Genomic DNA, 26884 nt, shown 5'->3' with positions numbered 1-26884 from the left:
GGGATGAGAACTATTATGGAGAGATTTCCGGCAGCGGTCGCAATGGTCGCCGAACACAAAGACATCGAAGCGCAGATGTCCTCACCGGAGGTTTTGGCAAACCCAGATAAACTGCGTTCCCTCGGTCGGCGCTATGCGGAGCTTGGGCGAGTAGTAACCCGCTTCAAGAAGTGGGAGCAGGCTGAGCAAGATCTCGAAGAGACTCGTGAGATTGTTGAAATGGGCGGGGAAGACGGCGAATTATTCGCCGCAGAGCTGCCACGCCTCGAAGAAGCAGCTCAGCTGGCCGCCGATGAACTACGCGATGCCCTCATTCCTCGTGATCCAGACGATTTGCGTGATGCAATTTTGGAAGTAAAGGCTGGTGAAGGCGGCGAAGAATCCGCGCTTTTTGCTGGCGATTTATTGAGAATGTATCTTCGCTATGCTGAATCCAAAGGTTGGGCTACTCAAATCCTCTCGGCAACCACCACTGACCTCGGTGGATATAAAGACGTGCAAGTAGCTGTAAAAGCAAAGACCGTTCCAGAAGATCCAGCCGACGGCGTGTGGTCGCATCTCAAATTTGAAGCCGGCGTACATCGAGTACAGCGAGTACCAGTTACAGAAACTCAAGGACGAATTCACACTTCCGCTGCGGGCGTGCTTGTATTTGCCGAGGTGGACGATCCAGGCGAAATCGAAATTAACGATAACGACCTGCGTATTGACGTATTCCGCTCGTCCGGTCCAGGTGGGCAGTCCGTGAACACCACCGACTCTGCGGTGCGCATCACCCATCTTCCCACTGGAATCACCGTTTCGATGCAAGATGAAAAATCGCAGATCAAAAACCGTGAATCTGCCATGCGCGTGCTGCGTGCACGACTACGTCAAAAGCAGCTCGACGAGCAAGCTGCCGCAGAAGCAGATGCGCGACGTTCCCAAGTGCGTACGGTAGACCGTTCCGAGCGCGTACGCACATACAATTTCCCAGAAAACCGCATATCTGATCACCGCACTGGCTATAAAGCGCACAATTTGGACGCTGTGCTCAACGGCGATCTCCAAGCAGTGATCAATTCTTTGCGTGATATGGACGAAGCCGACCGACTTCAAAACGCCACTGAGCAGTGATTTTATGGCCACAACGAGCTGGCACGAAGCACTATCTCGGGCTATCAAACACTTGCGCGACGCCGGCGTGCCAAGTCCCGAATATGACGCGCGCTCTCTAGCCGAGCACTGTTTAGGCCGCGTGCCTCTGGCATCGGAGCCGATACCTGCGCGCATGGAGGTTTTATTCGAAGCCGGGGTTCGACGTCGGGCTAAACGCGAGCCTTTGCAGCATATCCTTGGCAAAATGTGGTTCCGGTACCTCGAACTCGAATCTCGCCCCGGCGTCTTTATCACTCGCCCCGAAACCGAACTCGTGGCACAGGCCGCGATAGACGAAGCAAATCGACTCATTAAAAACGGCGTGGCGAATCCAAGAATTGTGGATTTGTGTACCGGATCGGGCGCGATTGCCATTTCGATTGCGACCGAAGTTCCGCGCAGTCGGGTCACAGCTGTGGAGTTGAGCCCAGAAGCTTTTGAATCTGTGCAGCGCAATAATGCCGCCTATGGCAACAAAGTTGAGCTGATCAATGCCGACGCGCTCAATTTCGGAATCGAAACGAGCCCGGCTGCGTTGCCTGCGTGCGAAAATACTCAAGAATCGCAGTTAGATCTGGGTGAAACTCCGGTTGCTTGCACAGAACATGAGTTCGTCGCAGAATATTTCGACGTCGTGGTGTCTAATCCGCCTTATGTGCCGCGCTATCACAAGCTCGCCCCCGAAGTGCTCGCCGATCCACATATGGCACTGTTTGGGGGTGGCGACGACGGCCTGGAGTTTCCCACAGCTTTGATTGCCCACGCAGCGAAAATTCTCAAGCCGGGGGGCTTGTTGGTCATGGAACACGCTGATGAACAGGGTGCGGCATTGCGGGAAGTGGCTGGGCAGTATTTTGCGCAGGCGCACACGGGCGCTGATTACACTGGGGCGGATCGGTGGTTATGGGCGCGAAAATGAGGGAATATGAACGCGTCACATCTGAGGCAATTTAGCGAAACTGTAGCGGAACGTCGATAAGCAGCTCGACTTTCTGGCTAGAATGTTCATGGGAAAACGCGGAGGCAAAAGCAACATGGAAATCTTTGACTGTACAGACCAGACGGCTTACCAAGAGGGCATTGAAGCGGCATTGCGTATTGTACGTGCTGGTCAAGTAGTGTGTTTGCCTACCGACACGGTTTATGGCATCGGTGCGGATCCTTTTAATGCCGACGCCGTTACAGCACTTCTCGCGGCGAAGTCACGTACGCGTCAGATGCCGCCGCCAGTACTAGTTCATGATGCGCAACAAGCTCAGACGTTAACTGCGTGGGTGAGCGATGAAGCGCTGCGGCTGATGGATGAACTCTGGCCAGGCGCATTGACCATTATTCTGCCTGCGCGGGCAGACATCGGTTGGGATTTGGGAGAAACTAATGGCACGGTAGCTTTGCGAATGCCAGATAACCCCATCGCGCTGGATCTTCTCGATCGCGCTGGACCTTTGGCTGTAACCAGCGCGAATAAAACTGGTCAACCACCTGCCGTCAATATCACGCAAGCCTGCGAACAGCTAGGGGACGCCGTTGGCGTCTATCTCGATGCCGGCGAAGCGGGCGGTGGCGTACCATCTACTATCGTCAAGTTCTCGCCTGATAATCCGCGAGAGGTACAGTTGATACGCGCTGGTGCCATTGACCCAAGCCTTATTGAGTCCATTGCGAATGTGCAGGTGCTGCAGTGAGAGTTTACCTCCTCATTATGGTGATGGCGGCAGTCGTCACCTATTTGCTGGTGCCATTAGTGCTCCACACGGCTCTCGCGACTGGCGCCATCACGAAAATTCGTGGCAGAGACGTACATGAAGTGCCGATCGCTCGCTTGGGCGGTGTGGCAATGTACGTGGGCTTAGTGGTTTCATTCGTACTAGCAGCGCAGATTCCCTATTTGAAAGATGTGTTTAGTGCCAATTCTGGCGCCTGGGGTATCTTGCTCGGTGCGGGTACGATGTGCGTTATTGGCGTGATTGACGATATTTGGGAATTGCGCTGGTATGCGAAACTGGCTGGGGAAATTCTCGCTGCAGGCACGATGGCGTGGTATGGCGTACAACTTATTTCGGTGCCGTTTTTTGGGCTGACGATTGGCTCTCAAAAACTGACGCTCTTTGTGACCATTATCGTGGTGGTGATGGTATCAAATGCGGTGAACTTCATCGATGGTCTTGATGGTTTGGCCGCCGGAGTGGTTGGCATTGCCGCTTTGGCCTTTTTTGGGTACGCCTACTACTTGACTCGCGCCTCGTCTCCCGGTGATTACACCTCCGTTGCTACAGCTGTTGTGGCTGGTCTGGTAGGTATTTGCATCGGCTTTTTGCCTCATAATTTTCATCAGGCACGCATTTTCATGGGAGATTCGGGCGCGCTGACGCTCGGTGCGGTAATCGCTGGTGCAAGTATCTTGGTTACGGGTCAGATTGATCCCTCGTACGTCAATAGCCGCACTGCTATTCCAGCCTATATGCCAATTTTGGTGCCAGCGCTCATTTTGGTTATTCCTCTGGTGGACATGGTCTGGGCGGTATTTAGACGACTCCGCCAAGGAAAATCGCCCTTCGAGGCTGACGCCGGGCACTTGCATCACCGTCTCTTGCGTCGCGGACATTCGCATCGAGCAGCTGTGTTGGTGCTTTATATGTGGACGGCGGTGGCTTCATTTTCCGCCGTCACTTACGTGATATACCCGCACCCAGGTATTCTTCCAGCAGTCTTTTTGGCGATCTGCGTTTGCGTCGTCATCACTGCTCGTCAGCTCACGACGCCGCGCCGTCCCCGACGCGTGCTGTCAAAGAGGTTGCGCAGTCGCCGGTCGAAATCCGTATCTGAGCCGGTCATAGGTCAGCAGCCAGATGCAGAACCTGTAGATGTTGCGCATGTGGACGCGACCCCATCGCGGCAGTGAGGTGAGTGAATGGGACTGCGGATGCGACGTCGTCGGCGTGTTTTTATCGCAGGGGAGCGAAAGAGTGCAGATCAGATTATTGCTGCGGCGATGAAATGGAACTGTGTGGTTCTCGGCGGACTCGTGGTACTTGCGGCGCTTGCGGGACTTTTGCCCTTATTTGGGGTAGCAAAAACTGCGGCTTTCAGCTTTGCGATCTCAATAATCGCGGTAGCTGCGTCGAATCTTTTGTCGTGGGCGTTTTACGTGCATATCGCGCGCCAAGAAATGAAATTTCAAGGAGTGGCCACCACATTCCTATTTCTCATGAAACTACTGGTACTACTTTTGCTAGTATTTGCGGCGAAAAACCTTGAAATCATACAGTTTGGGCATATGCTCACAGGTTTTGCGTGTGGGATTGTGATCTCATTGATAGTGAGTGCAGCGGTGGTTATGGGGCAACCCGGTCCGCCGCTGGAAATGGGGTCGAACGCAGCGAAAGATAGCTTGATCACGAATCGCTAAAACATAGGACTAATTTCCGTACTGCCTTGGAACAATAGTGAAAACTACGGTAAAGTGTTATCGCGAGTTGTTTCGTGTGAAATGCCAATTTCTTGCAGCTTGTGTGCACTAACTTTGTCAAGATAGGAATACCTGGATAGTGAATTTGCTATTAAGTCTTGCCACATTACCGGTATTTGTTGCTTCCAATGATGGTGGCTTTGAACCTCCAACGCTCGACCATGAATTCAATCCGGCGCCATTCCTATTCGTGGGTACACCTTTTGAAATAAACCGTATTCTCATGGTGCGACTTATCGCGGTAGCGTTACTCGCACTGCTGCTCATTCTCTACTCGCGGCGCGCCAAACTAGTGCCAGGGCGTGCACAAGGTGCAATGGAATCTCTGCTCGATTTTTCCCGCGTGCAGATTGGGCATGAGATTTTGGGAGAAGCAGACGCAAAACGTTTCCAGCCGCTCTTGGCTACGCTGTTCTTGGGTATCCTCTTTATGAACCTTACCGGCGTGATTCCAGGGCTGCAGATCGCTGGTACCTCACTCGTAGGTATGCCATTAATTTTTGCTTTAGTGGCTTATATCGGATTTATCGTAGCCGGTGTGCGTGTACAAGGAGCTAAATTCTTTAAGAATCAGCTCATTCCGCCAGGTGTGCCTAAGCCGCTTTACGTCCTGATGGTTCCGCTCGAATTCCTCTCCACTTTTATTCTGCGTCCAGTTACGCTAACTGTTCGTTTGCTTGCGAATATGATCGCAGGCCACTTCATTTTGGTGTTGTGTTTCTTGGGAACGCACTACCTCTACTTCACACTGTCGGGTTCAATGGGAATCGGACTCGGCACTCTCACGCTTCTCGGTGGCGTCATTTTCGTCGTCTTCGAGCTATTCGTCGGCGCGCTACAGGCATATATCTTTGCCATGCTAGCTGCCGTCTACATTTCACTATCGATCTCAGAACACTGAGATTCTGAACAAAAGGAAAGAACCACATGATTGGTAACATCGCCACCATCGGTTATGGTCTTGCAGCGCTAGGCCCAGGAATTGGTATTGGACTCATTGGTGCAAAGAACCAGGAAGCAACGGCACGTCAGCCAGAGCTCAAGGGATACTTGCGCGTTAACATGTTCCTTTCGATCGCATTTGCCGAAGCACTTGGTCTGCTTGGCTTCGTTGCTGGATTCGTTTTTGCTGCGTGATATTTATGCTTGAATCGACGATTATCGCATCAGGGGCAAGCAATCCGCTTGTGCCCGCATTGCCAGACTTGATCTGGGGAACGTTAGCTTTCGTCGTCGTTGCTCTTGCCGTTTACAAATTCGCGTGGCCTTCATTCACCGCTACGCTCGATGAGCGTACTGAAAAGATTGAAAAAGGTCTTCAAGCTGCTGAAATTGCACGTGAAGAAATCGCTGCGGAACGTGTCGGACTTCAGAATGAGGTTGCACAGGCGCATCGTGAAGCTGCCGAAATTCGGGAGCGGGCGCAAGACAACGCCAAATCGATCGTCACAGAAGCACAGGCGAAAGCCAAGCATGAAGCAGCGACGCTGGTGGACTCTGCTCATCAGCGTATTGACGCAGATACTCAGGCAGCATCGCGTGAACTGCAGGCACATGTGGGTGCGCTTGCTACTGAACTCGCAGGTCGAATCATTGGTGAAGCAGTGACGGATTCAGCGTTGGCATCGCGAGTAGTGGATCGTTTTCTCGATGAACTCGAGACCTCACTCCTCGCCCCAGAGCCTACACATCACAAGGAGGCCTAATGCGGTCGAAAAGTGAAGCAGCTCTTGCACGGATTACAGAAGCTTGGGACGCCCTGCTACGAGAGCAACAAACAAGCACTGTGGATTTCGGTGAGGAGATTTTTAACCTAGCCGACGTCATGCAAGAAAATCCTTCGGTGCTGGCTGCACTTGAGGATGCTTCGCGTGATATTGAGGATAGGATCGGGCTTGCTGAGAGACTTTTTCACGGAAAAGTCTCTTCACAAGTACTAGACCTCCTCAAAGGCTTGGTGCGTGAGCGTTGGGCGCAAGACGGCGACCTCCTCCTTGCTTTGGAAAGTATCGGTATTCAAACGCTGCTGGCCAGCGCCGAAAAAGAAGATCTCTTAAGCAAGACGGAAGAAGAGCTCTACCAGTGCCTGCGGACCTTGAAGCAAGAGCGCGAATTGCGACTTACGCTCAATTCAACTCAACATTCGGTTGCGGCGCGTGCGCAGCTGATTCGCAAGGTCTTTGCCCGAGTTAATCCCTATACATTGGCACTGCTCGTCCGTGCGGTGGCTCATACGAAGCAGTTCTCGTTGACCGCAGTGATTGCTCGGTACATTGACCAAGCTTCTGAACGTGGCAAGCACTTGGTAGCGTCGGTGACGGCGGCAATTCCGCTCAGCACTGAACAGGAAGAGCGATTGCGCTCGATCTTGTGCCGCTACTACAACCAAGACGTCAAGTTGCATATCGCACTTGATCCAACGATTGTTGGTGGGTTACGAATCCATATCGGAGACGACCTCATTGACGGTACTTTGGCAAGCCGCATTGCGGATGTCAAAGAAGTTTTCAGTAAATGACGTTTAATAATTCTTGCGGTGAAAACCGCTTCGAGCGAAGGAAGATGAATGGCTGAACTTACCATCCAGCCGGAGGAAATCCGGGCTGCGCTGGATTCCTTTGTGAGCTCATACGAGCCCGCTAAGGCTGCCAGCGAAGAGGTTGGTCATGTAACTCTCACGGCCGATGGCATTGCCCGTGTTGAGGGACTGCCAGGTGCAATGGCAAATGAGCTGTTGAAATTTGAAGATGGAACGCTAGGTTTGGCGATGAACCTAGAAGAGCGCGAAATCGGTGTGGTTGTGCTCGGCGATTTCTCTCAGATTGAAGAGGGAATGGAAGTGCGCCGCACAGGTGAGGTGCTCTCAGTTCCAGTCGGCGAAGGCTACTTGGGTCGCGTGGTTGATCCGCTCGGCGAGCCTATCGACGGACTTGGCGAGATCACTGGTATTGAAGAACGCCGCGCGCTCGAACTGCAGGCACCCGGCGTCATGATGCGTAAATCAGTGCACGAGCCACTCCAAACTGGTATTAAAGCAATCGACGCTATGATTCCAGTTGGTCGTGGCCAGCGCCAGCTCATCATTGGCGATCGTAAGACGGGCAAGACGGCGCTCGCTATCGACACGATCCTCAACCAGAAAGCAAACTGGGATTCTGGCGATCCGAATAAGCAGGTTCGCTGCATTTACGTTGCTATCGGTCAAAAGGGTTCAACAATTGCTTCCGTGCGCGCAACGCTCGAGCGTGCCGGTGCATTGGAGTACACCACCATCGTGGCATCCCCAGCTTCCGATTCAGCTGGTTATAAGTACCTCGCGCCGTACACTGGTTCTGCTATTGGTCAGCATTGGATGTACCAGGGCAAACACGTGCTCATCATCTTTGACGATCTGTCCAAGCAGGCAGAAGCATATCGTGCGGTCTCACTCCTGCTTCGTCGTCCGCCAGGGCGTGAAGCTTATCCAGGCGACGTGTTCTACTTACACTCCCGCTTGCTAGAGCGTTGTGCGAAGCTTTCCGACGAATACGGCGCTGGCTCGATGACCGGCCTACCTATCATCGAAACCAAAGCGAACGACGTTTCGGCCTATATTCCGACCAACGTCATTTCGATCACCGACGGCCAGATCTTCTTGCAGTCTGATCTGTTCAACTCCAATCAGCGTCCAGCGGTGGACGTGGGCATCTCGGTGTCCCGCGTGGGTGGCGACGCGCAGATCAAGGCGATGAAGAAAGTTGCCGGTACGCTCAAGATCACTTTGGCGCAGTACCGTGCTCAGGCCGCATTCGCGATGTTCGCCTCCGATCTGGATGCTGCCACGCAGCGCCAGCTCGCACGTGGTGTGCGTCTGATGGAGCTGCTCAAGCAGCCACAGTACACTCCATATGCAGTGGAAGATCAGGTGGCTTCGGTTTGGGCTGGTACCAACGGTTATCTCGATGAGATTCCGGTGGAGAAAGTTCACGACTTCGAAGCTGGCATGCTGGACTATCTGCGCCGTAACACCACGGTTCTCAATACGATTGCGGAGACTGGCAAGCTCGAAGCGGACACTGAGGACGCGCTGCGTACCGCAGTGGCTGATTTCCAAAAGTCATTCCTGACCACGGTTGACGTTGAGATGCCGGCCGATCTCGATGTGGACGTAGAGAAGTCCCAAGAGCAGATTGTTCGCGCAAAGCGAGGGTAATTGTGGCAGGTACACAGCGTATTTATAAGCAGAAGATCAAGGCTACGGCCACTCTTGAGAAGGTCTTCCGCGCAATGGAGCTTATTGCTGCGTCTCGAATCGGTAAGGCTCGTGATCGCGCATTAGGTCTGGATCCATATACGCGTGCGCTCACGAAGTCTATTGCTACTGTTGCGGCTCACGCTCATGCAGATCATCCACTCGTTTCACAGCGCACCGACACTAATCGGGTGATGGTGTTCGTTGTGACTTCGGATCGCGGTATGGCCGGTGCGTATTCGTCGTCGGTGCTGCGTGAGGCGGACAACCTCATGGCTGAGCTGCGCGCTGAAGGTAAAGAACCTGTGCTTTTTGTGTCTGGAAGGCGTGGCGAGTCCTACTACCGGTTCCGCGATGTGCCTGTGGTACGTGCCTGGACTGGAGAGTCTGATAAGCCGAGCGACGAGCTTTCTGCGGAAATCGCGCAGACGTTCCTCGATCTGTTCTTGGCACCTGCTGACGAGGGCGGTGTGAGCGAGTTGCACCTCGTTTCGACTCAGTTCGTGTCAATGGTTTCTCAAGTGGTTCAGATTCGCCGCATGCTTCCGTTGGAGGTTGTTGATGCCGACGACGACGCGGTGGTTGAGGATCAAGCGCCACTGTACGAGTTCGAACCGTCCGCGCAAGAAGTTTTTGATGGCTTGCTTCCGATGTATGTGACGCAGCGGATCCACTCGGTGATGCTGATGTCCGCTGCGGCGGAACTTGCCGCTCGTCAGCAGGCTATGCACTCTGCAACAGACAACGCTAAAGAACTCATCGAAAAGTACACCCGACTTGCAAATAATGCTCGTCAGGCAGAAATTACAACAGAAATTACTGAGATTATTTCGGGCGCTGACGCGCTGGGTAAGTAGTCCCGTCAATCTAGCCCGGTTGCCGGGAAACAAAAAGGAAGAAACAATGACCGCTGTAGAAGAAACACAGAAAGTCTCCACCGGGCGCGTGGTACAGGTTGTTGGCGCCGTTGTGGACATCGAGTTTCCACCGGATGCATTACCTGAGATCAACAATGCTCTCACCACTGAAATTGACCTAACTGGCCAGGGGGAGTCCGAGTCGAAATACTCGATGACCTTGGAAGTTGCTCAGCATCTTGGCAACAATATCATCCGCGCTATCGCGATGAAGCCAACTGATGGTTTGGTGCGCGGTGCAACAGTGGTAGACACTGGCGCTCCAATCACGGTGCCAGTGGGAGACGTAACCAAAGGTCATGTGTTCAACGTTATTGGTGAGTGTTTGAACCTCGAAGAGGGTGAGAAGCTCGAAGTCACCGAGCGCTGGCCTATTCACCGCAAGGCTCCTCATTTTGATGAACTTGAGCCGGAAACCAAGATGTTCGAGACTGGCATCAAGGTGATCGACCTGCTCACCCCATATGTGCAGGGTGGAAAGATCGGTCTGTTCGGCGGTGCAGGCGTTGGAAAAACGGTGCTGATCCAAGAGATGATTCAGCGAGTTGCTCAAGATCACGGCGGTGTGTCGGTATTTGCTGGCGTGGGTGAGCGCACCCGTGAAGGCAACGATCTTATTCGCGAGATGGAAGATGCAGGCGTGCTCGAGAAAACTGCGCTTGTGTTCGGCCAGATGGACGAACCGCCAGGGGTGCGTTTGCGTATTGCCCTTTCGGGTCTGACGATGGCTGAGTACTTCCGCGACGTGCAGAATCAGGACGTATTGTTGTTCATCGACAATATCTTCCGATTCACGCAGGCTGGTTCTGAAGTATCGACGCTGCTTGGACGTATGCCATCTGCGGTGGGCTACCAGCCGACGCTTGCCGACGAGATGGGCGCCCTCCAAGAGCGCATTACATCCACGCGCGGTCACTCCATTACCTCGCTGCAGGCTATTTACGTTCCGGCGGACGATTACACCGATCCGGCACCAGCGACGACGTTCGCACACTTGGACGCAACCACCGAACTTTCGCGTGATATCGCCTCGCGTGGTCTGTACCCAGCTGTGGATCCGCTCGCGTCGTCTTCACGTATTCTTGATCCACAGTACGTTGGTAAAGACCATTACGAGACGGCAACGCGCGTGAAGCAGATTCTGCAGAAGAACAAGGAACTTCAAGACATCATCTCGATTCTGGGCGTGGACGAACTTTCCGAAGAGGACAAGGTTACCGTGGCGCGCGCTCGTCGTATCGAGCAGTATCTCTCGCAGAACACCTACACAGCAGTGAAGTTTACTGGCGTGGAGGGCTCGACTGTGCCGATCGCCGAAACAGTGGAAGCGTTCCGTCGTATTTGTGACGGCGAGTACGATCACGTTCCTGAGCAGGCATTCTTCAATATCGGCGGCATTGATGATATTGAGAAGGCTTGGCACAAGATTCAGCAGGAAACTCGCTGATGAAACTGCAAGTTGTGGCAAAGTCCGGCGTTCTCTTTGAGGGCGAAGTAACGGACGTTGTGGTTCCGGCAGCGGACGGTGAGTTGGGAATTCTTCCCGGCCACACGCCGTTGCTGGCAGTACTTGAGCCAGGAAGCGTTCGGTTTACTCTCGTTTCGGGTGAGAAGCGCGAACTCTTGACGAGCCGCGGATTCGTGACCGTTGATTCTGACGAGGTCATGGTTGTGGTAGAGTTTCAGCGCAATGCTGACAGCTAGTGTGAACTTAACCTGATCTAGCTGTACTTACTCGAGAGTATTTTCTGAGGTGACGTTGAGTGCGAGTTGTTATCGCCGACTGTTCTGTTGACTACTCTGGGCGCTTGGACGCGCATCTGGAGCCTGCGACGCGCTTGCTTATGATCAAGGCTGATGGCTCGGTACTGATTCACTCCGACGGTGGCTCATATAAACCGCTGAACTGGATGAGTGCGCCGTGTGATCTGACTGTTCGTGAGCCGGATGTGGAGGAATCTGAGCTGGGCGTGGTGGAAGTTTGGGATGTTGAACATCGCAAAACAAGCGACCGCCTGGTGGTGCGATTGTTTGGCATTCACTCTGATCACGAGCAGAATTTTGGCCAAGAACCAGGCTTAGTCAAAGACGGTGTGGAAGCGCATCTGCAGAAGTTATTAGCTGAGCAGGTGACGCTGATTGGTGCGGGTACGCGGCTGGTGCGTCGCGAGTATCCGACGCCGATTGGTCCGGTTGACTTGATGGTGGTTGATTCGCAAGGTACCTACGTTGCGGTTGAAGTGAAGCGTCGCGGCGAGATCGACGGCGTTGAACAGCTCACCCGTTATCTTGAGTATTTGGGGCGCGATTCTACTTTGCAACCGCTGCGCGGCATTTTTGCAGCGCAAGAGATCAAACCACAGGCGCGAGTTTTGGCCGAGGATCGCGGCATCGAATGTTTGGTGCTCGATTATGATGCCATGCGTGGTTTGGACAATCCTGAAGACCGGCTGTTCTGATGCGCCGATCCCGGAAGTACCAGCGTGAAGTAGCGCCTCTCGACACCTATCGTCTGATGGGTTATACGCGCTATGAAACTGGTGCGGACGGCTTGGAGTACAAAGTTCATTCGATTCCGAGCGCTAAGAAACAGTACATTTGCCCTGGATGTAACGGCATTATATCGGTGGGTGTGGCACATGTGGTGGCCTGGACGGAGGAAAGTCTATTTGGGCCGCTTGCGGGGGCGCGCGAGCGTCGTCATTGGCATACTGGGTGCTGGAATGCGCGAGGGCGCCGACGATAACGCAGGTGACGTCGTCGTCGCTCGTTGTCGTTCGTTGTCTTTGTTCGTTCGCAAGGTTGGCGAGGTTCGCTGTCGGGGGAAAAGTCCCGTTTTCGCAAGGGCAGTGGTAGCGTCAAAGTATGACTACTCTTGCATATCGACGTACTGGACAAGCTTCTGACGTACCTTTGTTATTGCTCCATGCTCTGCCACTTGATTCCTCAATGTGGGATGGCGTGCGCGGATATTTGGGTGATCTTGATGTGCTCACGGTCGACGCTCCTGGCTTTGGCAAATCCGTGCAGGGAGAGGAATTGGGAGATGATGAGCCGTCGATTAGGGCGTATTCGCAGGCAATTGCCGATACTCTCGAGGAATTAGGCATCGAGAAGGTAGCACTTGGCGGACTTTCAATGGGAGGCTCAGTAGCAGCAGATTTTGTGGCAGCTTTTCCACACTGTATTGCGGGTTTGGCATTGATGGACACCAATATCACCGCTGATGACGCGCAAAGAAAAGAGTTTCGTGAGCAGGTAGCTCAACGTGCAGAAGCTGGTCACGGCTATGAAACGGTGGAGGAGTGGACTACCACCATGCTCGCTAAAGAAACGCCGCAGGCAGTGCGTGATGATCTCGATGCTCGCTTCCGCGCTTTGCCCGATAAGGCCTTGGCCTGGATTCAGCGGGCGATGGCTAATCGCGAGGATCAGCTGGATGCGGTTTCGCTGGTGGATGGCCCGGTGTATCTAATCCGCGGTTCCCAAGATGCGACGTGTTCCTTGGAATCGCTCATGAATATTGCTTTACGAGCAAAGCAGCCCCGCATTGTGGAAATTGAAGAAGCTGGCCATTTCACGGCTGATGAGAAGCCTGAAGAGCTGGCTCAAGTACTTGCAGAATTCTATAGTTCGCTGGGGTAGAGACTGACGAGATCAAATTTTGGGGCGTTTTTGGCAACATCTGGATATATCCTCCACTAGTTGCCAAAAACGCCCCAAAATTAGCTCAGTTTGCGCTTTCGTCGGTTTGATTTTCCGTATCGGCGGCGTCTGCTTCACCCTCAGCATCGTGGGTATTGCTGTGAGCACTGTTGACGATTTCACCCAAGGCCAGCGAGGAAGTGGATCCTGTGAGCAGGGCACGAATATCGTCAAGGTAGGAAGTGAGGCTATTGCGCTGATCTTCTAGCGACTGCACGTGGTCATCTGCAGATTTGCGCATCTGCTGAGTCTCTTCTTCCACTGCTCGATGAATACGATCTGCTTCTTCTTTGGCCGCTGCAAGAATTGAGCGAGCCTCTTCTTCGGCCTGCGAAACGATCGTCGTGGCTTTTTGTGACGAGGTTTCATTGAGCTGATTGGCGCGCTGCGTAGCTTCAGCAACTCGCTGCTCTGCTTCCCGTGCGGAGAACTCAGCCGATTCCATCATGGTCTGAGCCGATTCGCGCAGACGTGCCTCTTTTTCTGCCAATTTGGCAGCAGATTCTTTGGCGTGCTGGGCGATAGCTTCTTCGGCTTCGGTGCGCATTTGGGAAACCTCGTTTTGCACTTGTGTGCGAAGTTCAGAGATTTCGAGGTCGACGGCGGAGCGTAGCGATGCTGCTTCCGATTCGGCATTTGCTTTTACCTGCGCTGCATAAGTTTGCGCTTCGGTGCGCATCTGCGTGGTTTCACGCTCAGCTTCGGCTCGCAAACGAGCGACTTCGTCTTGAACTTCTGAACGCAATACGGTGGTTTCGTGTTCAGCAGCGGAGCGCGTGTGTGCAGCAGACGCTTCTGATTGCTCACGCATGCGCTCGGATTCGCGGTGTGCTGATGCGAGCATTTCTTCACTTGCCTGCTCGGCATTTTCGGTGCGGGTGCGTGCTTCACTAGCAGCGAGATTGCGAATATCCATAGCTTCTTTCTGAGCGGCAGCGAGCAAAGCTTGGCTTTCTTCTTCCGCAGCCAGACGCAAAGATTCAGCCTTTTTATGTGCAGAATCGATGATGAATTTGGCATCGCGGCGAGCTTGCGTCATGACATCGAGTGCCTGTTCTTCAGTGGAACGCAGTAGGCGTTCGACTCGGCTTCCCAAACCTGCGTAAGAAGGACGATCGTTTTCTTTGAGACTCGCCTGTGCTTGGGAGAGTTCGCCGGAAAGTCGAAGGATTTGCGCATCTAAATTTGCAACGTGTGAGCGAGAATGAGCCAATTTTTCGGTGAGCTGATTGACTTTCTCATCCACTTGTGCGCGGTCATAGCCACGCATCACAATCGGGAACGAGGGTGTTTCTTCGTTCAACGGAACCTCCATAAGTATTGAGTTATGCCTCTAGCGTACCCCGAATTTCTCACTCAAGCTAAGGAAAATTCCTCATATTTCTTCGCTAAAATTGTGAGTAGTATTAAACGCTCGGCTACTTTGTTGCCAAATTGTTATAATTAGATGGAGTAACTACAACTACTGTGCCATCTTGTTTCCTTGCGAATTGAGAATACATTGAACGATATTTCTAAAAGACAACTCGCCGGCTTTTTGCTTGCCGTTATTGGCGTGCTGATCGCCATTGTGGGAGGTAGCGTGAATCTACTTCGGAATTCAGAAAAGAGTGTTTCTCTGAATTCTGAACCGACGCAAGACTCTGCTTTTGTATTCACTTCTTCGGGCGTGTTGAATTTAGTGAATGAAAAGGTCACGATCGACATCAAGGCTGACGCAGACACCGTCGTCTGGGGGATCGGAAATAGCGACGAAGTCAAAGCCTACGTTGGAGATTCTGCCGCGGTAGAAATAGCCGGTTTCGAAAGCTGGGATGAGACGAAGCTCAAGAAGCACGACGGGAAACAAGAAACAATTGCTGGCGATAAAGAACGCGGAGCGAAAGGCGAATTTGATATTTCGCAGTCAGATTTGTGGGTAAAATCCGGCAAAGCTGAAAATAAAGCACAGATCGAATTTAATGCTCCACAGGGTTTGAACCGCTCACTGATAGTGAGCACTCTGAGTGGAAAAGCTCCAGAAGTAACGCTGACTTGGACGCAAACCCAATCAAACAACGCAATTCCGTGGCTGATTATTGGCATTCTAGTTGCTCTCATCGGTGGTTTCCTCCTTTTGGGAGACAACCAAGATCGAGCTCGTCTCAAAGCTATACGAGAGCGGCAAATGCTGCGTCGCGAACAAAAACTCCAGTTTGCACAGGCACAGACATCTGTGATTCCGGCTTTCAAGGGGGATCTGGCAAGCCCAGAAACTGATCGCGAGATTCAGATTAAACACACTGATCACGCCTTGGGTGCAACCATCGTGCCAGGAACTTCTCGTGCGCAGACTTGGCGTTCGCGCGAGCTTCACCCTGATGATCGGATCGTGCTACCAGTTCAAACGCCAGAGTCACACGAAACTGAGCTCGCACTTGATGCGAATGATCAGCACAATAATGCAGATAGCGATGCGCCACCGCTAGAGGATGATGTCACGAAAGCTCACGAATCTGAAAACCGCGAACAAGAAAAAGCGCAAAATAGCGCAGAAGACGACATAGCGAAAAAGAGCGAGTATTGGAAGTCTTTGTGGACCTTTGCCAATGGCTCAGAAAACGAGAAGGGTGGTGCGAATAATGGCTAAGAAACGTTCAATCGCTTTAGTCTTTACAGGTGCACTTTTGCTGTCTGCCTGCACTTCCCAAGCGCAGCCGCCCGCGCCGTCGTCGGTTAAAGTAGCTGAAACGGTGGTTGCAAACGAAACTTTTAACAAGATTGCAGCCGAAGTCAAAAAGAATATTGCCGAAGCCGATGCCGCTACCGATGCCAATAAGCTCGGCGGGCGCGTTAGCGATCCGATCCGCCAGTATCGCGATGCGCACTACCGTCTTAAGCGAGTTCTCGGTGACGCCTACAAGATTCCGCCTATCGTCATTGATGATAAGGCAGTGCCGGTAGCTTCTGGAGCGGCTTTTCCGCGGACGGTTATGACTGTCGCTCCAGCGAATAACGTGCAGAATCTTCCGTCACTCACTATTTGGACGCAGGTCAATGCGCGTGCGCAATACCAGCTCTGGGGTCAAGTGCAGATCTTCCCTGATATCCAAGCTCCGAAGTTGAAAGCGAGCCTGACTAATCAGACCGGAAAACTCACAGACGATCCAAAGAAATACGCCGCAGATCCCAATACGCTCATCAATGCATACGTGGAATACAACAAATCTCGGCAGCTCACGTCGGTTCCATTCTCTGCTGGCGATCCATTATTCTCACAGATCTCCAAGCAACAAGATAAGCTAGCGCAAACTATTGCCGATAATGGCATGGTGCAGACGAATTTTGCTGCCGGTTCGCATGGAATCCAAGCTGTTGCCACGGAAGACGGCGGTCTCCTCGTCGTCAATGAGCTTGCGTACAGCGTGTACGTGAGTAAAACCAAAGCTGGAGCTACTCTCAAGTTGCATAGAGAAATTGGCGCGATGTTCAGTCAGGACGCCAATAATGCAGTCGTTGATGTAGATAAACCGGTAACTGCGCAGTACTCTGTTCTGGTGGCGTTCTACGTTCCACCTCAGAATGCAGAAGATAAAACGGTAAAAGTTCTTGGTGCATCAGTGCCTACACTGCTGGCCGTTTCGAAAGAAGGCTGATTGACGTGCAAGAGGGAATCTCAGCTAGCGCTCTACGTGGAGCTATTGACTTGTCGGCTCTGCGCCCAAATCCTGGGCAAACTAGCGCCAATGGCATTGGTGTGGTGAATCCGGCGCAAGCGAGCGGATCGCATGCAGGAGGGACGCATGCAGGCGGATCAAATACTGCGAACATGAGCGCGGGCGGTGAAGCTGCCATGGCCGGCTCCACTATAGCCGGTCCATTCGTTTTGGATGTGACGGCTGCAAATCTCGAGCAGGTGCTCAAGAACTCGATGAGTTTGCCAGTAGTGCTGGTATTCCATTCTGAGCGTTCGGAGAACTCAAAAACGCTCGTTGATGTGATGACCGAGATTGCTCACAAGAAGCAAGGTACAATCCAGGTTGGCTTGATTTCCACCGATTCGGAACGTGACATAACGGCAATGTTCGGAATCACTGGGGTGCCCGCAGTAGCAGCAGTTTTGCAAGGGCAGCCAATTCCGCTTTTCCAAGGTCTACCGCAACGTTCTGATATCGAAGGAACCATGAGCAAACTTCTCGAAGCTGCGGCGAGCTATGGCCTTACAGGCATCTTGGATGGCGATGCCGAAGCAACTCCAGCTGAGCCTGAGCTGCCACCGTTGCATAAAGAGGGGCAAGAGGCTCTGCAAAATGGCGATCTCGAGGCGGCGCACCTTGCCTTTACAAAGGCATTGAAAGAAAATCCGGGAGACGCCGAAGCACTCACTTCTTTGCGACACGTCGAGTTATTGCAACGTGTAGCGGTGCTCAATCCGCACGGCACCTCTGAGGGTGCACAAGAGGTTCTTGTACAAGCGCAAAATGCTTCGCTAACGCAGATAGCACCCCATCTGGCCGCAGCAGATATAGAAACTGCATATGGGAGGCCGGATGCGGCGTTCGGACGCCTTATCGATGTAATTCGTGAAGTGACTGGAGAAGAACGCGAAGAAGTGCGCAAACGCTTGATCGAATTATTTGATGTGGTTGGCAACAGCACAGAGCTGGTGAAAACTGCGCGCAAAGCCCTGACGAATGCGCTTTTTTAAAGAAATTCTTGGCTGCGTCGTTAATACATGGTAGCTGCCGCGGAAAACGGTAGCTGTGGCGGTAGCAGCGTTGTTAAGGCGGCGGCACCTTTCATGATAGCTGCCACGTCTAGCACTGCTTACTATTTGGCTGGTCCAGTTGAATTACGAACGATCAGTTCTGGAGCGAAACGCACTGATCTGATAGAGCCAGAGCCGTTGTTGATCCGGGTAATTAGCGTGGATACAGCAGCCTCACACATATCTTTTGCTGGTTGGCGGAGGGTGGTCAAAGGCGGATTAGTGAAAGCGACGAATGGTGAATCGTCATATCCGATCACCGACACGTCGCCGGGCACATCGAGACCCCTTGCCTGGCAGTAACGAATCGCGCCGAGTGCCATCACATCCGAAGCACAAATAATTGCGCTGCAGCCTTGGGCTAAGAGCTGCTCAGCTGCCGCATAGCCGCCCTCAAGTGTGAATAAGGTATTGGCTTCACAAATGGGACTATCTGGTAGTAACGCACTCATAGTTGCCGCGAAAGCTTGAGATTTTTCGTAAGCCGGTAAGAAACGTAACTGACCGGTTGCAAGCCCGATGCGCTGATGACCCTGGGAAATGAGATGCCGTATCGCCTGTTTTACTGCGGAGGCGTCGTCGGCAGAAATATCTGGTGCATGTAGCTGCGGATTGAGACCATTGATCGTCACATAAGGAATATTGTGCGAGCTTAACCGGTGATAATGTTCCAAATCTGCATCTCGATCCGCATGCAGAGCCGATACGAAAATAATTCCTGCTACATGCTGATCGAGCATCGCATTAACGTAGCGCTCTTCCAGAGGATCGCTTGCTGCGTATGCCCCTAGCAGTGTGGTGAATCCATGCAAAGACATCGCCGTCTGAAGATGCTGAGCAAATATCGGAAATATCGGATTCGTCAGTTCCGGCAAGATCAGACCAATCGAGCCACCTTTTCGCTCTTGCAAGAAAGGAGGGGCTTCGTAGCCGAGCTCATCAAGCGCAGTTAACACCGATAAACGAGTACTAGAAGCAACCGTATTCTTTCCATTGAGAACTCGAGAAACAGTAGCTGGCGAAACTCCGGCTCGCTCAGCGATATCTGAAAGGCGAATCCGACTTCCCATCATTTAGTTGAGATCCTCAGGTTCGAGATATACCACGCCATAGGGTGGAAGCTGCACTATCGCAGAATATGGGCGTCCATTCCAACCGATTTCTTCCGCTTCGACGCGTCCCATATTGCCGACGCCGGAGCCTCCGAATTCTTGGGCATCGGAGTTAAAGATCTCTTTCCAGCCACCGACTTGTGGAAGCCCAACCCGGTAGTCATTGTGTGGTACACCAGCAAAATTACAGATCACAGCCACGACTTGCGAACCGTCAGCAGACTTGCGCAGATACGACAAAACGTTGTGATCGCCGTCGGAAACGTCGATCCATTCAAAACCGGAGTTCTTGAAATCGTCTGACCACAGCGCCGGATGCGAAACATAAACATCGTTGAGTGCCTTGACACAGCGCATGACTCCATCGTGAGCGGGGTTATCGGTGAGCCACCAATCGAGACCGTGTCCGTCACTCCACTCATCGATTTGGGCAAATTCTTGACCCATAAATAGCAGCTGCTTACCCGGGTGTGACCACTGGTAACCGAAGAGCAGACGCACTCCGGCTAGCTTTTGCCAATGGTCACCAGGCATCTTCGTATAGAGCGAACCTTTGCCATGCACGACTTCATCGTGCGAAATTGGTAAAAGGAACTGCTCAGAGAATGCGTAAACGAGCGAGAACGTCAATTCACCGTGGTGCCAACGCCGGTTAATCGGATTTTCTTGCAAATAGCGCAAAGTGTCGTTCATCCAGCCCATATTCCACTTGAGGCCATAGCCAAGCCCACCATTTTCCGTCAGGCCGGTAACTCCGCCCCAGGAGGTAGATTCTTCGGCGATCATCATAATGCCAGGGTGCGTGCGGTAAGCGGTGGCATTTGCTTCTTGAATGAACGAAATGGCTTCGAGATTCTCACGCCCACCGTAAATATTGGGCTGCCACTTGCCAGCTTCTCGGGAATAATCGAGGTAGAGCATTGAGGCAACGGCGTCAACGCGAATGCCGTCAATATGGAATTCTTCCAGCCAGTATAGAGCGTTTGCTACAAGGAAGTTGCGCACCTCATTACGGCCAAAATTGAATACGTATGTGCCCCAATCTGGGTGTTCGCCACGTAGCGGATTCGGATCTTCGTACAGTGGTGTGCCATCGAAACGCGCCAAAGCCCACGCGTCTTTCGGGAAATGGGCAGGAACCCAATCCATAATCACGCCAATTCCCGCTTTATGCAGTTCGTTGACGAGATAGCGGAAGTCATCAGGGGAGCCGAAACGCGAGGTTGGTGCGTAATAGGACGTCACTTGATAACCCCATGATGGGCCAAAAGGATGCTCGGCAACTGGCATAAATTCCACATGGGTGAAGCCCAAGTATTTCACGTGTCCGATGAGCTGGTCAGCGAGCTCACGGTAGCTGAGTCCGGCACGCCATGAGCCGAGATGAACTTCGTAGATCGAAACTGGTCCGCTGTGGGGATCTGTGGAGCTGCGCTGGGTGATCCAAGCGGAATCTTCCCAGTTAAAAGTGCTTTCAGTAATGATTGAAGCAGTGGAAGGTGGAATCTCGGTTTGGCGAGCCATTGGATCGGCCTTTTGATGCCAGGATCCATCCTGATACTGAATTTCGAACTTGTAATGTGCACCGGCGCTCGCTCCAGGAATAAAGATTTCCCAGACGCCGGTAGAGCCCAAGGCACGCATGGCCGCGCCTACGCCGTTCCATCCGTTGAAATCGCCTACGACTCGCACCGCGCGAGCATTGGGTGCCCAAACGCTGAAACTGGTGCCATGAACCACGCCCATATCTGTGGTGTATGTGCGCACGTGTGAGCCGAGCATTTCCCAAAGTCGTTCGTGACGTCCCTCCATAAAGAGGTATTCGTCCACATCACCGATAGTGGGCAAGAAGCGATAGGCATCATCTGATAACTGTGGTTCTTCACCGTATGTTGCCTGCACACGGTAGTCGGGAATGTCAGAGCTAGGAATCACGCTCACCCACACGCCATTGTGTTCGTGGGTAGCTTCGAATTCTCCCGTCTTGGTGACGATGCTTACTGCATCGGCAAGCGGGCGAATTACTCGGATGGTTACGTTTTCACCGTCGGAATGTGGCCCGAGCACATCGTGCGGAGCGTGGTAGCTACCGCGTGAAACGGCGTGAAGGATGTCAGGTGCGACGATGATTGCATTCGAATTCATATGTCAAGTCTCCCACTTTTTGGTCGCTAACGTGGTGAATTTACGCTGCTGGATATATACGAGTTTAAAATCTCGTGCACTGCGGCGATAGGAATTTGTAGCCAGCGAGGCCGATAACTGGCTTCGTAGGCCACTTCGTAAAGGGATTTTTCCAGTGTCAACGCAGCTAAAAGCCCCTCTTCTTCAGGAGAAATCGCCCCATAACCGGCCAAGAAAAGAGACTTTGCCTCCTGTGCCCAGGCGCGCGTGAACGACGCCGGTTTCCCATTGAGCTCGGCAGCACCGGCCACATAGTCGAAAGAGCGCAACATTCCGGCAACGTCGCGCAGCGCCAGATCAGGTTGCACCCGCTCTGGTAATGGGCGGATTGGCTCACCCTCAAAATCCACAGCTTTCCAGCCTTGATTGGGAACCCGCAAGACTTGACCGAGATGATAGTCGCCATGGATACGCTGCAAGTCTGGCCATTGTGCGTCTGTGGCAGCAGCAAATATTGCCCGCATGTCGTTTATGCGTGCGCCCAGTTCTGGAGCACATTCGATCGCTCGTTGTGCGCGTTCTTCCCATCTTCGCACGATCGATGCCTTTGTGTTTTCGCTTGCAATTTCTAGCGGAAAGAGCTCTCGTAACTGTGCATGGAAGTCGGCCGTGAGCTGGCCTAACGTGCGTAAATCTTGTGGGTTTTGAGGTTTTTGCGTCACTTGTTCGACTTCCTGCACAAAAACCTGCCACGCATCTACAGAACCACTCAAAAACTCCTGCGCTACGAGCATATCTGCGTACCCGGCGTCGGCACTACGCACGAAAGCGGTGACGGAATTCGCCATGCCTTCCGGCGCAATGCCTTCCGGCCTCGCCTCGCCCAGCGCAACCTCGTCTGGCACAACCCTTTCCGTTGCGGTCTTGCCCAGCGCAACCTTGCCCAGCGCAACCCGCGCCGAAGCGTACTGGCGCGCCACCGTGCGCGGCTCGCGAGTGTCGAGCGCTGTTTGCAATTCAACGTCAGGATTATTGCCAATTTGCACAATACGCAGCAACTTCATAATTAATCCGGCCGTTCCAAAAGAGTCGGCCTGTGCGAAATGGTAGACGAGCGATGTATTGGACTGTTCAGCTCGCATTTTTTCGATCGAACTGATCTGAGGGAGCTGATCTAGGCGCGCGTGCAACACTGAAGATCTGATAATTTCCCCAGTGCGAGCGTCGGTGCTTTCCGCTCCAAAACAGCAGCGCAAGAGCGTCAGCTGCCCAAATCTATCATCGGTAGCGTCGATGATTTCCACCAGTTCGTCTGTGGATACATTATTTCCGACGACGCCGATCACCGAGCTTGCAGCCTCGCCTTGCCTCTCGTCTCGCCTCCGCGCCCTCAGCACAACTGGCACGAAATAGCGATTGGTCAAGCTGTCCACAATAAGCAGCTTTACAGCTGCGCGATCCTCAGCAGCTAATAAGAACTCGGCTTGGATTTGTGCCGGTGAGCGATCAGTTTTATTGGCATACCACCGCGTGCCCACCAGCCAAGTATTGAGTTGTGATTGAAAGGATTCACTGGCGCTGAGCTCGAAATTTGCAATACTGTGAAGCATTGTTCAATTCAACTCCTCACGGCCATTGCGATCGATCGTAAGCCAGTAGAACGAGCGCCCTGCCATCGTGAGCGGGTATGCGCCGTCGTCGTTAATCGGAGGAAAACTGTTGCCACCGAAAACATCGCGGACGGAGCAACCAGCGTATTGCGCCAGATTGAGCGTGCACGAAACCGGCGACTGCGCTAAGTTCATCACGCACAAAACGGTTTGTTGCTCATCGGAACGCACGAAACTCAGCACTGACTCGGTATCACAATCGCACAGCTCAAAGTCGCCTTGACCCAAGACCGGATAGGACTTGCGCACTTCGAGCAGGTTCTTAATCCAGTGGAGAAGCGAAGCTGGCTGAGCCAACTGCGATTCGACGTTCACCGCCTGCGGGTTGAACACCAGCGACTGCACCACCGGCAAAGTCAGACGCCCCGGATCCGCAATGGAAAAACCACCATTGCGATCGGGAGTCCACTGCATCGGCGTGCGCACCGAATCGCGGTCGTTGAGCCAGATGTTGTCGCCCATGCCTATTTCGTCGCCGTAGTACAGGCACGGCGATCCAGGTAGTGAGAGTAAGAGCGCGTGGGCGAGTTCGATTTCGGCTCGAGAATTTCCCAGCAGAGGTGCCAGACGACGCCGGATGCCTACGTTGGCGCGCATGCGTGGATCCTCGGCATACCAGCTGTACATGCGCTCACGCTCTTCGGTGGACACCATTTCGAGCGTCAATTCGTCGTGATTGCGCAAGAAAGTTCCCCACTGGGTGCCCGCCGGAATAGCAGGTGTTTCGGTGAGAATATCGCGAATAGCTGTAGCTTTCTGATCGCGCAGCGCGTAGAAAATCCTCGGCATCACTGGGAAGTGGAAACACATATGACATTCAGGCTGCTCGGTTGTGCCATAGTATTGCACCACGTCCTGCGGCCATTGATTCGCTTCGGCGAGCAGGATTCGCCCAGGGAATTCGGTATCAATCATCGCGCGCAATTCGGCTAAGAAAGCGTGGGTTTGCTCCAAATTTTCGCAGTTCGTGCCCTCTTCTTCAAAGAGATACGGCACGGCGTCGAGACGGAATCCGTCGATGCCGAACTTGCACCAGAAGCGCACGACTTCTTTGATCGCTTCGCGCACGGCTGGATTCTCGTAATTGAGATCAGGTTGGTGCGAGAAAAAGCGGTGCCAGAAGTATTGCCGGCGTTGCGCGTCCAAAGTCCAGTTCGATTCTTCAGTATCCACAAAAATCACGCGCGCATCAGGATACCCATCATTGGTGTCACGCCACACGTAGAAGTCGCCATACGGACCGTCTGGATTTTCGCGGGACTCTTTGAACCACGGGTGTTGATCCGAGGTGTGGTTCACGACGAGGTCAATAATAATGCGGATGCCGCGCTGATGAGCCTTGGTTACCAGCTCCGAGAAGTCTGCGAGTGAACCGTATTTGGGGTCGACGTCGGTGTAATCGGAAATATCATAGCCGCCGTCGCGCATAGGAGAGGGGTAGAAGGGCGGAATCCACAAGCAGTCCACTCCGAGCCATTGCAGGTAATCGAGGCGTTCTATCAAACCGCGCATATCGCCAGTTCCCGAACCTGTGGAATCGTTGAAAGACCTCAGGAGGACTTCGTAAAACACAGCAGTGCGGAACCAATCGGGATCGTTACTTAAACCTCCGCCGTCGTTGCCCAGGCGTAAAAAGAGGTTATTTGGAGGAAAACTGGTCGAATTAGCTGCAGAAATAGTCATATATTACAAAACCTTTACGTTGAGAATATGTGCTACACGTCCATGCGGATCAAGTCGAACATAGGGGCGATGATTCCATTCGTAGATCTCACCGCTGAGTTCGTCTGTCACTTCGAGAATTGCACCGGCGTCCCAGCGCGCTTGCGCGCCGAATGCTTCCACATCCAAGTCAATTACTGCTTCGCGAGAGGCATAAGGATCGAGATTGAGCACCACGATCACAGTATCGTTCTTGCCGTTATTTTCTTCCGGACGCACCGCTTTACTAAAGCATAGAATCTTATCGTTCGAGGTGGGATGGATAGTGATGTTGCGCAGGCGTTGTAGCGCAGGATGCTTAGTTCTAATGGCATTCAGTTCACGGAGCAACGTGGCGATGCCATTGTGTTCAGCTGCAGCGAAGTTTCGCTCTTTGAACTCGTATTTCTCGTTGTCGATCTGCTCTTCGGCGCCTGGGCGTGCGATATTCTCCGCGAGCTCATAGCCGGAGTAAATTCCCCAGGTAGGAGAACTTGTTGCGGCTAATATTGCGCGGATATGGAAAGCGGGAATACCTCCACGCTGCATATATGGGGTCAGAATATCGTGTGTGGTGGGCCAGAAAGCCGGGCGAATACGTGCATCAGACTCGCGCGAAACTTCGTGGAGATATTCCTCAATCTCTTCTTTCTCATTTCGCCAGGTGAAGTACGTATAAGACTGATGGAAACCGATCATTCCTAGCGTTTGCATCATTGGAGGTTGCGTGAATGCCTCCGCAAGGAAAATGACCTGTGGATGCTCAATCCTAAATTCATGCAATAAACGCTGCCAGAAATTCAGCGGTTTGGTGTGGGGATTATCCACGCGGAAAATTGTGACGCCATGAGAAACCCACAGTTCAAGGATCCGCTTAATCTCTTGGTAGATACCCTCAGGATCGTTGTCGAAATTGAGTGGATAGATGTCTTGATATTTTTTAGGAGGATTTTCCGCATAAGCAATCGTTCCATCAGCGCGGGTGGTGAACCATTCGGGGTGTTCTTTGACCCACGGGTGATCGGGTGAGCATTGCAGAGCAACGTCCAAAGCGACTTCCATATTAAGTTCACGGGCGCGGGCAACGAATGCGTCAAAGTCCGCAAAAGTTCCCAGTTCTGGATTGATTGCGTCGTGGCCGCCTAACTCGGAGCCGATCGCATAAGGCGAGCCGGGATCGTCAATTTCGGCGGTAAGAGTATTGTTTCGTCCCTTGCGGTTCGTCTTTCCAATAGGATGAATAGGGGTGAGGTAGACGACGTCGAAGCCCATGTCCGCAATTCGGTCCAGTTCCTTTGCGGCAGTTTTCAGCGTACCCGATACCCACTTCTTCGTACGACGATCAAAGAAACAGCCAGTGGTGCGTACAAAGATTTCATACCAAGATCCGATGAGTGCACGTTGCCGATCAACATAAACGGGGTAATGTGCGGATTCGGTGACGAAGTCCCGCACAGGATACTTACCCAGAGCATCGTTAACTTCAGCCGATGTGGCTGCTGCGAATCGCTCTGCTGGGGTGAGTTTGGCATTTTTTATCTTGACCTGCGCATTTGAAAAAATTTGTTGAATCTTTGAATCGCCTTGTGCGCCCGCAATAGCGCGATTCAACCACTGCTGGGCTTCAAGGAATACGAGGTCAATATCAACGCCAGCGTCGATCTTGATCTGTGCAGTGTGTGCCCAAGTGGCAACAGGATCAGACCAGGCTCGAACGAAGAACGAGTGCGCGCCACCTGCGCGGGCGGTCAGCCACCCCTCATAGCGACGCAAGCCAGGAGCGACGTCGCACATCGGGGCGACCTGGACCACGGCGTCGTCGGCATCGAGAAGCACACATTCGGCACCAAAAAGATCGTGCCCCTCCCTGAAAATGGTGGCTTGCACTGGAAAAGCTTCGTCGATACACGCTTTAGCAGCCCAAAGGCCATTTTCAAGAGAGGGGGACACGTTAACAACCGGGATACGTCCGATTTGTGCTTTGTTCGAAATCTTCGTGGATTTGCTTGCAGGTGCTTTGCTCTTCGTACTCTTCACAATATCTAGCTTAATTGAATTGTGTTGAATGCGT

Annotated in this window: 25 protein-coding genes; 19 read left to right on the top strand and 6 right to left on the bottom strand. The window is 52.8% G+C overall.

What is annotated here, in order from left to right; all coding sequences use genetic code 11:
- Positions 1-15: 15 nt before the first annotated feature.
- From prfA to JOD55_RS08405, 16 genes are all read left to right on the top strand, one after another.
- On the top strand, positions 16-1116 hold the full coding sequence (gene prfA / locus JOD55_RS08480) for a peptide chain release factor 1 (protein WP_204399562.1): 1101 nt from the start codon (positions 16-18) through the stop codon (positions 1114-1116).
- A 4-nt stretch (positions 1117-1120) separates the two neighbouring features.
- The gene (locus JOD55_RS08475) at positions 1121-2056 is read left to right on the top strand and encodes a N5-glutamine methyltransferase family protein (RefSeq protein WP_204399561.1); all 936 of its coding nucleotides are present in this window, start codon (positions 1121-1123) and stop codon (positions 2054-2056) included.
- Positions 2057-2171: 115 nt separating this feature from the next.
- Positions 2172-2822: an L-threonylcarbamoyladenylate synthase gene (locus tag JOD55_RS08470; protein ID WP_204399560.1), complete on the top strand. Its 651-nt coding sequence runs from the start codon at positions 2172-2174 to the stop codon at positions 2820-2822.
- Positions 2819-4039, top strand: coding sequence for an MraY family glycosyltransferase (locus JOD55_RS08465; protein ID WP_204399559.1), 1221 nt, complete (start codon positions 2819-2821; stop codon positions 4037-4039). Before JOD55_RS08470 ends, JOD55_RS08465 begins: the two co-directional genes overlap by 4 nt.
- A 9-nt stretch (positions 4040-4048) precedes the next feature.
- Positions 4049-4546 carry a hypothetical protein gene (locus tag JOD55_RS08460; protein WP_204399558.1) on the top strand — a complete coding sequence of 166 codons (498 nt, stop codon included), beginning with the start codon at positions 4049-4051 and terminating at the stop codon, positions 4544-4546.
- Between the two features lie 139 nt (positions 4547-4685).
- A complete protein-coding gene (atpB, locus tag JOD55_RS08455) occupies positions 4686-5507 on the top strand; it encodes a F0F1 ATP synthase subunit A (protein ID WP_204399557.1) in 822 nt (273 codons plus the stop codon).
- 26 nt (positions 5508-5533) lie between these two features.
- Positions 5534-5743, top strand: a complete 210-nt coding sequence (gene atpE / locus JOD55_RS08450) for an ATP synthase F0 subunit C (RefSeq protein ID WP_131281461.1) — start codon at positions 5534-5536, stop codon at positions 5741-5743.
- Between the two features lie 5 nt (positions 5744-5748).
- The gene (locus tag JOD55_RS08445) at positions 5749-6312 is read left to right on the top strand and encodes a F0F1 ATP synthase subunit B (RefSeq protein WP_204399556.1); all 564 of its coding nucleotides are present in this window, start codon (positions 5749-5751) and stop codon (positions 6310-6312) included.
- Complete coding sequence (locus JOD55_RS08440) at positions 6312-7124, top strand: F0F1 ATP synthase subunit delta (RefSeq protein WP_204399555.1); 813 nt, start codon at positions 6312-6314, stop codon at positions 7122-7124. The genes JOD55_RS08445 and JOD55_RS08440 overlap by 1 nt, the downstream gene beginning before the upstream one ends.
- Before the next feature lie 48 nt (positions 7125-7172).
- Positions 7173-8798 carry a F0F1 ATP synthase subunit alpha gene (atpA, locus tag JOD55_RS08435; protein WP_204399554.1) on the top strand — a complete coding sequence of 542 codons (1626 nt, stop codon included), beginning with the start codon at positions 7173-7175 and terminating at the stop codon, positions 8796-8798.
- 2 nt (positions 8799-8800) lie between these two features.
- The gene (locus tag JOD55_RS08430) at positions 8801-9694 is read left to right on the top strand and encodes a F0F1 ATP synthase subunit gamma (RefSeq protein WP_204399553.1); all 894 of its coding nucleotides are present in this window, start codon (positions 8801-8803) and stop codon (positions 9692-9694) included.
- 46 nt (positions 9695-9740) lie between these two features.
- On the top strand, positions 9741-11201 hold the full coding sequence (atpD, locus tag JOD55_RS08425; protein WP_204399552.1) for a F0F1 ATP synthase subunit beta: 1461 nt from the start codon (positions 9741-9743) through the stop codon (positions 11199-11201).
- Complete coding sequence (atpC, locus tag JOD55_RS08420; RefSeq protein WP_204399551.1) at positions 11201-11458, top strand: ATP synthase F1 subunit epsilon; 258 nt, start codon at positions 11201-11203, stop codon at positions 11456-11458. The genes atpD and atpC overlap by 1 nt, the downstream gene beginning before the upstream one ends.
- 59 nt (positions 11459-11517) lie before the next feature.
- Entirely contained in the window at positions 11518-12213 is a 696-nt protein-coding gene (gene nucS / locus JOD55_RS08415) for an endonuclease NucS (RefSeq protein ID WP_204399550.1), read from the top strand.
- Positions 12213-12500: an ATP/GTP-binding protein gene (locus JOD55_RS08410; protein ID WP_204399549.1), complete on the top strand. Its 288-nt coding sequence runs from the start codon at positions 12213-12215 to the stop codon at positions 12498-12500. The genes nucS and JOD55_RS08410 overlap by 1 nt, the downstream gene beginning before the upstream one ends.
- Before the next feature lie 119 nt (positions 12501-12619).
- Positions 12620-13399: an alpha/beta fold hydrolase gene (locus JOD55_RS08405; protein ID WP_204399548.1), complete on the top strand. Its 780-nt coding sequence runs from the start codon at positions 12620-12622 to the stop codon at positions 13397-13399.
- Between the two features lie 85 nt (positions 13400-13484).
- Here the strand turns inward: JOD55_RS08405 and JOD55_RS08400 are convergent, their stop codons facing one another.
- Positions 13485-14762, bottom strand: a complete 1278-nt coding sequence (locus JOD55_RS08400; RefSeq protein ID WP_204399547.1) for a DivIVA domain-containing protein — start codon at positions 14760-14762, stop codon at positions 13485-13487.
- A 198-nt stretch (positions 14763-14960) separates the two neighbouring features.
- On the opposite strand from JOD55_RS08400, the gene JOD55_RS08395 reads away from it, so the two are divergent.
- The 3 genes from JOD55_RS08395 to JOD55_RS09365 are packed head-to-tail and all read left to right on the top strand — an operon-like array spanning position 14961 to position 18146.
- Positions 14961-16088, top strand: coding sequence for a hypothetical protein (locus tag JOD55_RS08395; RefSeq protein ID WP_204399546.1), 1128 nt, complete (start codon positions 14961-14963; stop codon positions 16086-16088).
- Positions 16081-17094 (top strand): hypothetical protein, encoded by a 1014-nt coding sequence (locus JOD55_RS08390; protein ID WP_204399545.1) that lies wholly within the window; start codon positions 16081-16083, stop codon positions 17092-17094. Before JOD55_RS08395 ends, JOD55_RS08390 begins: the two co-directional genes overlap by 8 nt.
- A 5-nt stretch (positions 17095-17099) precedes the next feature.
- A complete protein-coding gene (locus JOD55_RS09365; RefSeq protein WP_204399544.1) occupies positions 17100-18146 on the top strand; it encodes a tetratricopeptide repeat protein in 1047 nt (348 codons plus the stop codon).
- 122 nt (positions 18147-18268) lie between these two features.
- Here JOD55_RS09365 and JOD55_RS08380 read toward each other — a convergent pair whose 3' ends face one another.
- Genes JOD55_RS08380 through JOD55_RS08360 form a run of 5 tightly spaced genes read right to left on the bottom strand, consistent with a single transcriptional unit; the run spans position 18269 to position 26850 of the window.
- Positions 18269-19279, bottom strand: a complete 1011-nt coding sequence (locus JOD55_RS08380) for a LacI family DNA-binding transcriptional regulator (protein WP_338022239.1) — start codon at positions 19277-19279, stop codon at positions 18269-18271.
- Entirely contained in the window at positions 19280-21463 is a 2184-nt protein-coding gene (gene glgB, locus JOD55_RS08375; protein WP_204399543.1) for a 1,4-alpha-glucan branching protein GlgB, read from the bottom strand.
- Between the two features lie 26 nt (positions 21464-21489).
- Positions 21490-23052, bottom strand: a complete 1563-nt coding sequence (locus JOD55_RS08370) for a phosphotransferase (RefSeq protein WP_204399542.1) — start codon at positions 23050-23052, stop codon at positions 21490-21492.
- A gap of 3 nt (positions 23053-23055) precedes the next feature.
- Positions 23056-24795, bottom strand: a complete 1740-nt coding sequence (gene treS, locus JOD55_RS08365; protein WP_204399541.1) for a maltose alpha-D-glucosyltransferase — start codon at positions 24793-24795, stop codon at positions 23056-23058.
- A gap of 3 nt (positions 24796-24798) precedes the next feature.
- Complete coding sequence (locus JOD55_RS08360) at positions 24799-26850, bottom strand: alpha-1,4-glucan--maltose-1-phosphate maltosyltransferase (RefSeq protein WP_338022238.1); 2052 nt, start codon at positions 26848-26850, stop codon at positions 24799-24801.
- Between the last annotated feature and the right edge of the window lie 34 nt (positions 26851-26884).

Origin of the sequence: Arcanobacterium pluranimalium (genome assembly GCF_016907845.1) — a bacterium.
GTDB lineage: Bacteria > Actinomycetota > Actinomycetes > Actinomycetales > Actinomycetaceae > Arcanobacterium_A > Arcanobacterium_A pluranimalium.
This window is presented reverse-complemented; position numbering and strand designations above follow the sequence as displayed.